Source organism: Cytobacillus sp. S13-E01, from assembly GCF_029193815.1.
In the GTDB taxonomy this organism is placed as follows: domain Bacteria; phylum Bacillota; class Bacilli; order Bacillales; family Bacillaceae_L; genus Bacillus_BV.
On sequence record NZ_JARFVC010000006.1, the window covers coordinates 150,386 to 160,701 of the forward strand.

A 10,316-nucleotide genomic window follows, 5' to 3' on the forward strand; every position below is an offset into this window, starting at 1 on the left:
TATGAAGAATTTTATTAACAAAATCAGATTCGAAGATAATTATATGAACCTTTTCCTATTAGCTGTTGTTTTATTATGGATAAAAACATATTTGGTTCAGCTTAATGAATTTAATTTAGGTGTAGAAAAGGGTTTACAGGAATTTTTACTATTTCTTAACCCTTTAGGCTCAGCCCTTTTCTTCCTCGGGTTTGCTTTATTAGCAAAGGGAAGAAGAAAATATATATGGCTCATTGTAATAGACTTGTTATTAAGCTTTTTATTATTTGCAAATGTTGTGTACTATCGATTTTTTAGTGATTTTATCACATTACCAACGTTAATGCAGACCCAAAACTTTGGTGATGTTAGTGGAAGTGTGCCTTCACTGTTAAAACCTTATGATCTATTATTCTTCCTAGATACAATTGTATTGTTTGTATTAGTAATAGTTGGACATAAAAAAAATCAAGTCTTTCAAATCGAGCGCAGAAGAATTGGTACTATATTTATAGCTGCTATTCTTATTATGTCAGTAAATTTAGGCTTGGCTGAGAAAGATCGCCCACAATTATTGACAAGAACATTTGACCGTAACTATATTGTAAAATATTTAGGAATGTACAATTACACAATTTATGACGCTGTTCAGAGTATGAAAGCATCTGCAAAACGTGCGATGGCAGATAGTAATGATATTACTGAAGTGATTAACTTTACTAGATCGGAGTATGCAAGCCCTAACCCAGAATATTTTGGGGCAGCAAAAGGAATGAATGTGATTTATATTCATCTTGAGTCAATGCAAAATTTCCTTATCAATTATGAGCTTCGCGGTGAAGAAGTTACACCATTTTTAAATTCTTTAACAAAAGAATCTAACACGATGTATTTTGATAACTTTTTCCAACAAACCGCGCAAGGGAAATCGTCAGACGCTGAATTTTTATTAGAGAACTCCTTGTACGGACTTCCACAGGGCTCTGCGTTTTCAACCAAAGGGTTAAACACATACCAGGCGGCACCTGCCATTTTAGGACAAAATGGCTACACTTCAGCAGTCTTCCATGGTAACAGTGGGTCTTTCTGGAATCGTGATGAAATATATAAATCATTTGGCTATGACAATTTTTTTGATTCAAGTTATTATGATATGAACCCAGAAGATCAAGCAGAGTATGGGTTAATGGATAAACCATTCTTTGAACAGTCTATCCCTTTGCTTGAATCATTACCGCAGCCTTTTTATACAAAATTTATTACAGTTACTAACCATTATCCATATTCAATGGATCAAGAGAAGGCAACCATTGCGCCACATACAACTGGTGATAAGACTGTAGACAATTACTTCCAGACAGCACGATATGCAGACGAGGCTTTAAAAGAATTCTTTGATTACTTGAAGGAATCTGGCTTATATGATAATTCAATGATTGTTATGTATGGTGACCATTATGGAGTTTCTGATAATCGTAATAAAGCAATGTCAAAAGTGTTAGACAAAGAAATTACACCTTTTGAAAGTGCAGGCTTACAAAGAGTTCCTTTATTTATTCGTGTGCCTGGAGTTGAAGGTGGTACACAGAGTCAATATGGAGGACAGATTGACGTACTTCCAACGTTAATGCATTTATTAGGGATCGATACAAAACAATATGTACAATTTGGAACTGATTTATTATCAGAAGAACATGATGAATTAATCCCATTTAGAAATGGAGATTTTGTAGGCCCGACAGTATCATATACTGGTGGCGAATTCTATGATTCATCCACTGGAATTGAAATAAAAGCAACTGAAGAAACAAATCGCTTACAAGAAGCTGTGGATATGAAACTAAGATACTCTGACCGTCTTGTAGAAGGGGATCTCTTACGTTTCTACACTCCTAAAGAGTTTGTTCCTGTCGATCGTTCACAATTTGACTATAATTATAAATTTGTGCCAAAAATAAATTATGATATAACAGGTGAAGGTATTCTCGAAATTAAATAATGTCTTTTTATAAAAGCTATTGAGATTTATAACTCAATAGCTTTTTTTGGTGTGGGAGACATGGGGACAGGTTTCTGTCTGGACCACTTGGTTGAAATAAGAACAAAATAGATTGGCGTAGACCCTGTCAAGCTTCTTTGAATTTAGGAGCTGTAAGTGTTTTTAAGTAAAGTTTGACAGGTATGCTATAGAAACATCTGAAAAAAATCTTGTTCAGAGGTTAACTAACAAAACAAGCCAAAGTATACTACTCATCAATATAGCGAACAATTGTGAGAGAGACAGACAGTCGGGACAATGGACCTGACCCGCCGTCCCTTAAGAAACGAAAAGGTAGGATGAAGAAAATGGGATTAGAAGTAGTGGTCAAAGTGAAATCAAAATTTGTGAAAAGTTATAAAGCGGGTTATCCACTTATTTTTAAAGATGCGCTTGTTAACATGAACGCCCTAACTGAAGAAGGTGATCTTGTTAAACTTGTTGATGAAGAAAATAGATTTATTGGAAAAGGTTATTATGGCAAGCAAAATAAAGGATATGGCTGGGTCCTCACTCAAAATGAAAAAGAAAAAATTGACCAGTTGTTTTTTGAAAAGAAAATTAAAGCTGCGTTAGACATTAGACAATCATTTTTTGATAACCAAGAAACGAACGCATTTCGTTTATTTAATGCAGAAGGTGATGGCATTGGAGGCTTAACGATTGATTATTTTGACGGCTATTATTTAATCAATTGGTATAGTAAAGGAATATACAAGTATAGCGAGTACGTGCTTTCATCTTTAAAAAAGCTAGTTAATTATAAAGCTATTTATCAAAAAAAGCGTTTTAACACTACTGAACAAAATAGTGAAGAAGATGGATTTGTTACTGGCGTAAGAGGTCAGTTTCCGATTATTGTTAAAGAAAATGGAGTTCATTTTGCGGTATACATAAATGAAGAAGCTATGGTCGGTGTTTTTCTCGACCAGCGCGATGTGAGAAGAACGATTCGTGATAAGTATGCGGAAGGAAAGAAGGTATTAAACACATTTTCCTATACTGGGGCATTTTCTGTTTTTGCAGCCTTAGGTGGGGCGACAAAAACAACAAGCGTCGATCTTGCTAATCGTAGTTTAGGCAAGACGATTGAACAGTTCAGTGTGAACGGAATTGATTACGAAGCACATGATATTATTGTCGAAGATGTGTTTAATTATTTTAAATACGCAGGTAAGAAAAAGAAAATATTTGATATGGTCATTCTAGATCCACCTAGTTTTGCAAGATCTAAGAAATACACCTTCAGTGCTGCTAAAGACTATAAGAACCTCCTGAAAGAAGCGATAGCAATTACTGAGGATAATGGTTTAATTGTAGCCTCGACAAACTGTGCTACGTTTGACATGAAAAAATTTAAAGGTTTCATTGATACGGCATTTAAGGAATCTAACCTGAAATATAGCCTAAAAGAGGAATTTTCACTGCCTGATGACTTTAGAACAAGTAAGCAATTTAAGGAAGGAAACTATCTTAAGGTTGTGTTTATAAGAAAGCTTAACGATTAAACTCAACCAATTTTTCTACTTAACGGACTTTCCCTTGCCTAATGTATGTACTTAGTGATGCTAATAAATCCCCTAATTTTATATTGACAACAATATCTTTTCTTGTAATAATATAAATAATTAAATACTGGTACCTTTAATTCAGTCCCGTGAGGCTGACAAGGACTACGGAAATTATGATGACTATGGATAATGGATATGGATATTCTTAATCTAGGGCTCATTGTAAGATAAACGGGCTTCTTGTCGAAAAATGGCAAGAAGCCTGTTTTTTTCCCTAACCGTCTAGCAAATCGAAGAATTCTTCGGTACCAGCTTCAAAAACTACATGATATTGGAGGAATTGGTATGAAAAAGGTGGATTTGGATTTTGCGTTAGAGGCGGTACCACAGGCACATCGAAATGGATTCTGGAAAATGCTTGTGGTAATGTTAGGACTTACATTCTTCTCAGCTAGTATGTGGTCTGGCGGAACATTAGGTACGGGATTAACATTCATGCAATTTATGGGGATTGTTTTAGCGGGTAATCTAATTCTAGGGGTGTACACTGGGGCATTGGGTTATATTGCAGCAAAGACAGGATTATCTACGCATTTACTTACTCGTTATGCTTTTGGGGAAAAAGGGTCTTACTTATCATCATTTCTACTGGCGGCTACACAAGTTGGATGGTTTGGCGTTGGGGTAGCAATGTTTGCGATACCAGTTCAAAAAGTTACGGGTTTAGATACTTATTTGCTTATAGCGATCGCAGGGATTTTAATGACAATAACGGCTTTCTTCGGTATGAAGGCATTAGCGATCCTTAGCTTTATAGCTGTGCCGTTAATTACAATATTAGGTAGTTTTTCTGTATTTAAAGCAACAGAAACTATAGGTGGCTTAGAGGGGTTACTTCAACACCAACCGAATGAAGCGATTGGTCTGGCGGCTGCTTTAACAATCTGTATCGGTTCATTTATTAGTGCTGGAACATTAACACCTGATTTTGTACGCTTTGCAAAAACAAAACGTTCAGCTGTTATCACAACAGTAATTGCTTTCTTTATCGGGAATTCTCTAATGTTTCTCTTTGGGGCAGTCGGTGCCATTGCTACAAGCCAGTCAGACATTTCAGAAGTGATGTTTCTTCAAGGATTAATCATTCCAGCAATTATTGTACTTGGTTTAAATATATGGACAACGAACGATAATGCACTATATGCTTCTGGTTTAGGATTTTCTAATATTACGAAAATCGCTAAAAGCAAAGTAGTTGTATTTAACGGAATAGTTGGTACAATTGCTGCAATGTGGTTATACAATAACTTCGTTGGCTGGCTTACGATTTTAGGGTCGACATTACCTTCAATTGGGGCCATTATTTTAGCCGATTACTTCATAGTGAATCGTGGAAAATATAAAAGGTTTGAAGACATGAACTTTAAAGCAGTCAATTGGGTAGCTCTAGTAGCATGGGGCGCTGGGGTAGCAATTGCGAATTTTGTTCCAGGTGTGCCTCCAATTAATGCACTATTAGGCTCTGCCGTTACGTTTGTACTGGTTTCCAAACTGACAGCGAATACAGAGGTAAAACCTATCATTATAACTGAAATGGAAAAGGTGAGTAAATAGAGTGATTATTAAAAATGCAAAACTAAGAGGAAAAGATGGGTTATGGAATATAGCGGTAATAGACGGAAAGATAAATGAAATTTCACAAGGTATAATGGAAGTAACAAATCAACAGCTCATAGATGTAGATGGTTCTCTTGTCATCCCGCCTTTTATCGAGCCGCATATTCACCTAGATACAACATTAACGGCAGGTGAGCCTGAGTGGAATCGGAGCGGGACTTTATTTGAAGGGATCCAAAGATGGGCCCAGAGAAAAGAAAGCTTAACACATGAAGATGTGAAAACAAGGGCGAAAACGGCTTTAAAATGGCAAATTTCCCAAGGAATCCAACATGTCCGTACACATGTAGATGTTACTGATCCAGACTTAACGGCTTTAAAAGCGATGCTTGAAGTAAAAGAAGAGATGGCTCCATATGTTGACTTACAACTTGTTGCTTTTCCACAAGAGGGGATTCTTTCATATCCAAATGGGGCGGAGTTAATGGAAGAATCACTAAAGATGGGTGCTGATGTAGTCGGTGGTATTCCCCATTTTGAATTTACAAGAGAATATGGGGTAGCGTCATTAAAGACAGCTTTTGATCTTGCTGAAAAATATGATCGCCTGGTTGATATCCATTGTGATGAAATTGATGATGAACAGTCCCGATTTGTTGAGGTTGTAGCAGCGGAAAGTTATGAGCGAGGATTAGGAAATCGTGTAACAGCTAGTCATACAACAGCGATGGGCTCGTATAATGATGCCTACACCTATAAATTATTTAGACTATTAAAGTTATCTTCCATTAACTTTGTAGCAAATCCACTTGTGAATATTCATCTTCAAGGTAGATTTGATACATATCCAAAACGAAGAGGACTAACACGAGTAAAGGAATTGCAGGAAGCTGGGTTAAATGTTTGTTTCGGGCATGATGATATCTTTGATCCATGGTACCCGCTAGGCACTGGGAATATGCTTCAAGTCTTGCATATGGGCATTCATGTTACACAATTAATGGGATATGAACAAATTAAAAATTCTATCGATTTAATTACAAATAATAGTGCTAAGACGTTAAACATTGAAGAAAACTACGGAATAGAAAAGGGAAAACCAGCTAATTTTATCGTATTAGCGGCCGAAAGTGAATATGAGGCGATTCGGAGGCAAGCAGTAGTTCGCTACTCTATTCGTAACGGTAAAATTATTTCTGAAACGAAACCAAGTGAAACAACAATTACTTTTGGGGAGTTAGCAGAAAAGGTGAATTTTAAAAAATAGAAGGGACAAGGGGAGAAGGGACAAGGGGACAGGTTTCTTGTCCCAACATTTTACCTTTAAAAACTTAGACACTGTCTAAGTTTGCGCTTAGCTCAGTTGAAGAATATTGCGATTAATCAATTAAAATTTCATACTCTTAACTTGGCAAGAAATTAAACCTGCTTATTTGTATATCTATAATAGTTAGCGACGAGATTTATATGTAATGCGTAAGAAGAGATGGCACCTATAGAAGAACTATTACAGGAAGTAGTAAAAGTCCGACTCCTGAAAATTGATGAAACCAAAATAAAATAGGGCCTAATCCCTGCTGCGTTAAAGTTTAAAAGATTAGCCTTTTTCTAAGTTATTGTTGAACGTCTTAGGATATTAACTAATTATAAATATTTGGCTTTTCTCTATGATTATTATCCCACTTGCCTCAACTAGAAAAATACACAGAAAGAAACGTATCTTCGTGGTATTAGAAATGAGATTCTTGTTTCTATGATTACTTTTAAAATTAAAATTGCATTGACTCCACTAATGAATGCTAATAAATGGTCTTATTTAAAAATGTTGCTTCTTATGTATAATTTATTCTATAATTAGTATAAATAAAAAGAGACCAGATGCTCTAACATCTGATCAATGCGACTACAGCCGCAAAGTGAACGGCTAACCCAAAGTATAATAGTACTTACAATAAAGAAGTAACTACTCATAGACCTGGCCAGGTGGGAGCAGTTACTTCTTTTTGTTTGCGACGAATAGCATAACTACAATTGTTAACACGCCTACTAAAACTAAGTTAGATTGAAGTGCCAATGTAATTGCTTCGTACGTCGTCATTGATCTACCCCCTAACGTAAGGGAAATGGGTGAACTGCCCACCTGCATATGTAGTTACTAGATTCATATTATCACGTTTCTTTTAAATGTACCAGAACAAAACGAAACAAGTGTTCTTGTTTTTATGATAGTGGAAACATGGAAGGGTAAGATTAACATAATCTTGGCATGCACTAGCTAAATACGAATAAACTAGATTAATAGAAATAGAAACATTGAGGCGAAATAGTATGAAAAAACTGCTTTATATTTCCCTAATCTCCATTGTAGTGGTAAGTATTATATTAAGTAATTACATACGCTTTTAAGTGTTCAGAAATTACTAGGAGTATAGCTTACAATGTTAGAAAGGCAAAAAAAGTAGCAGGTAGTTTGCAACAGATGATACGAAACGGGAGGATTTGTTAAAAGACTTTGGAAAAGATACATCAGGTTAAGCATGTGTATACTATGTTCTTATAATCCATGCAGTATTTTCTAATAAAGGAGTAAATTTGAGAGTCAAACGGGACAATGAACATATCCCTCCGTCCTATATCAGGTTTAAAGGTAGATTAGTTGGTAATAATATATAGAGAGTCCTCGTCGTTAGATTTGTAAAAATTTCATTTGTAAGGGAATCTCAAAGATTCTATTAGGAGGGTACATGGATATATCCAGAGAACAGTTTGCTAATAGTTATGTAGCATTTGCATTTATAAGAGGTCTCAATTTTGTAATTGAAAACGATATAAGACAAGTGCTAAAAAATAATAAATTAACTTTTCCTAGTTTTCGCATTTTATGGATTCTGTATTTTGATACAAATATAACAATGTCAGATCTTACTTACCTAGCTCAAACAAATATCTCAAATGTATTTCGACAATTAATTAAGCTTAAAGAAGATGGTTTAGTTGTAATTGAAAATGGTAATGATGCCCGGACAAAGAAAATATCCTTAGCAAAAGATGGACGGAAACTTGTACAAGACTTTATAGATGAAAATTCAAGAAACTCGGATTTACAGATAGTTCAATTAATCGATAGAGTTTCAAAAGAAGATTTTTCTAAATTTATTAAAGTTTCTTCTTTGTTAATTAATGAATTAATAGGCAAACCATTCAGTGAATTTGTAACAAAATCTTTAACTGAAATAGTAAGCAAACCAACGTCTAAACCTTAAACAACTTCAATTTTATGAGTCCATTTGTAATAAATTTAACAAGCCGATTTACAAGATTTAACATCACTTGTAAATATCGGCTTGTTTTCTGTTTGTCAGGCTTTCCGCATATGGTTTAGAAAGGATAGTCGAGGATTTAAAATTTATTTGCTTTGATTATTTGCATTCGCAAATAATTATTATCTTTATGTATCATAATAGGAATAGTCACTTGTAAACCCTTCACAGAAGTAAATGTATTTTGCTATCCGGTGTATATTATAGAGAAATGAAACTATTAAAAAGCGAAAGGAGTGTTTATTATGCTATCAAAACAGCATTTGTCTTTTAATATTGCGATGATCTTGTTTCCTTGGTTATCGGTATTTTTTTTAGGAGAGCGCAATATAAAACGTTTTTTTCCAGCAGCGTTAATCACGATAATTTTTGAAATGATGAATGCCAAGGTTGGACAAAAGCGGAAGTGGTGGGTCTTCTATGATAAACAGAAATCAGGTTCATCGCAGTTTAGTATGGAATTAATCTGTCAACAATGATACTACCAATATAATTGATAAGGCGGTAGTTTAAAAATGACAGAAAATGAGTTATTACAAATGGCACTAAATTTAGGCCCTGGATGGAAAGTAGATCATGTAGAATTCAATCCCGATGATAAAGAATTACACATATATGCTTCAACGGTAAAAGGCAGCAAATTTGAGTGTTCTACTTGTGGCAGTCCCGCCCGTATTTATGACCATGGACGTGAACGAACATGGAGACACTTAAATTTCTTTCAGTACCAAGCCTATCTTCATGCAAGACTACCACGTACAGATTGTCCAGAATGTGACGGATCTGCTAAAACAATAAAACCAAATTGGGCCCGTGAACGGTCTGGTTTCTCTGTGTACTTTGAAGCGTTCGTCATCCTTCTAATGAAAGCTATGCCCGTTAAAAAGGTGGCAAATCTTGTTGGTGAACATGATACAACTCTTTGGCCAATCCTTCATCATTATGTAAATGAAGCACGCGAAAGAGAAGACTATTCCTCTGTAAAGCAGGTAGGATTTGATGAAACATCCAGAAAAAGAGGGCACGAATATGTCTCTATCTTCATGGATCTTGAAGAGCGTAAGGTTATTTCTGTTACAGAGGGCAAAGATCAACATACATTAAAGGGATTTAAACATGATTTAATGGTTCATGGCGGCCACCCCGATAATATTAAAGAATTCAGTATTGACATGTCTCCAGCCTTTATCAAGGGGGCTGAAGAACAGTTCCCAAAAGCCTCCCTTACCTTCGATAAATTTCATGTCATGAAGATGATTAATGAGGCGGTGGATGAAACACGTCGTAAAGAGCAAAAAGATCATCCCGAGTTAAAAAATAGCCGGTATGCATGGATAAAAAATGAAGACAATTTAAACACGAAACAAAAAGAAACATTGCTTAAATTAAAGGATCAAGACCTAAAGACGGCGAAAGCCTATCAACTGAAAGTAGCATTTCAACGGTTCTGGCAAAAGGATGTCTCCGAAGCAGAAGCCTATTTGGATGAATGGCTTTCTTGGGCAAGACGATCCCAGATTCCTGATATGGTGAAGGTGGCCAAAAGTGTACACAAGCATCGTGGTGGTATCCTTCAATGGTTTAAGAGTCGTATCAATAATGGCATACTTGAGGCAACAAACGGATTAATCCAAGCAGCCAAACGACAAGCAAGAGGATACCGTTCAACTAAAAACTTAATAACAATGATCTATCTTATTGCCGGTGGGTTGAACCTAAGGGTAACAGAGTTATCAGAGTAACTCCTTCATTTAACTTACAGACCATTTAGTAGTTTCAATTGGGCTTGTCAAGTGCTTTCCTTGACAAGCCCAATTGAAACTACTACCCTTGTAAGTTGTTAAATGAAGG

At 35.6% G+C, this 10,316-nt stretch carries 8 protein-coding genes; 7 read left to right on the plus strand and 1 reads right to left on the minus strand.

Going from position 1 to position 10,316, the window contains the following annotated elements; translation table 11 throughout:
- The first annotated feature begins 1 nt into the window (after position 1).
- The 4 genes from ltaS (at position 2) to PY093_RS06790 (ending at position 6,412) form a co-directional block, all read left to right on the plus strand.
- Positions 2-1,978 (plus strand): lipoteichoic acid synthase, encoded by a 1,977-nt coding sequence (ltaS, locus tag PY093_RS06775; RefSeq protein WP_275645122.1) that lies wholly within the window; start codon positions 2-4, stop codon positions 1,976-1,978.
- A 347-nt stretch (positions 1,979-2,325) separates the two neighbouring features.
- A complete protein-coding gene (locus PY093_RS06780; RefSeq protein WP_275645123.1) occupies positions 2,326-3,525 on the plus strand; it encodes a class I SAM-dependent rRNA methyltransferase in 1,200 nt (399 codons plus the stop codon).
- Positions 3,526-3,873: 348 nt separating this feature from the next.
- Positions 3,874-5,142 (plus strand): cytosine permease, encoded by a 1,269-nt coding sequence (codB, locus tag PY093_RS06785; RefSeq protein ID WP_275645124.1) that lies wholly within the window; start codon positions 3,874-3,876, stop codon positions 5,140-5,142.
- Position 5,143: 1 nt separating this feature from the next.
- On the plus strand, positions 5,144-6,412 hold the full coding sequence (locus PY093_RS06790; protein ID WP_275645125.1) for a cytosine deaminase: 1,269 nt from the start codon (positions 5,144-5,146) through the stop codon (positions 6,410-6,412).
- 726 nt (positions 6,413-7,138) lie between these two features.
- Here the strand turns inward: PY093_RS06790 and PY093_RS06795 are convergent.
- Positions 7,139-7,243 carry a putative holin-like toxin gene (locus PY093_RS06795; RefSeq protein ID WP_275645126.1) on the minus strand — a complete coding sequence of 35 codons (105 nt, stop codon included), beginning with the start codon at positions 7,241-7,243 and terminating at the stop codon, positions 7,139-7,141.
- A 646-nt stretch (positions 7,244-7,889) separates the two neighbouring features.
- Here PY093_RS06795 and PY093_RS06800 point away from each other — a divergent pair.
- The 3 genes from PY093_RS06800 (at position 7,890) to PY093_RS06810 (ending at position 10,207) form a co-directional block, all read left to right on the plus strand.
- Complete coding sequence (locus PY093_RS06800; RefSeq protein ID WP_275645127.1) at positions 7,890-8,408, plus strand: helix-turn-helix domain-containing protein; 519 nt, start codon at positions 7,890-7,892, stop codon at positions 8,406-8,408.
- A gap of 302 nt (positions 8,409-8,710) precedes the next feature.
- Positions 8,711-8,944, plus strand: coding sequence for a hypothetical protein (locus PY093_RS06805; protein ID WP_275645128.1), 234 nt, complete (start codon positions 8,711-8,713; stop codon positions 8,942-8,944).
- 36 nt (positions 8,945-8,980) lie between these two features.
- A complete protein-coding gene (locus PY093_RS06810; RefSeq protein WP_275645129.1) occupies positions 8,981-10,207 on the plus strand; it encodes an ISL3 family transposase in 1,227 nt (408 codons plus the stop codon).
- The last annotated feature ends 109 nt before the right edge of the window (positions 10,208-10,316 follow it).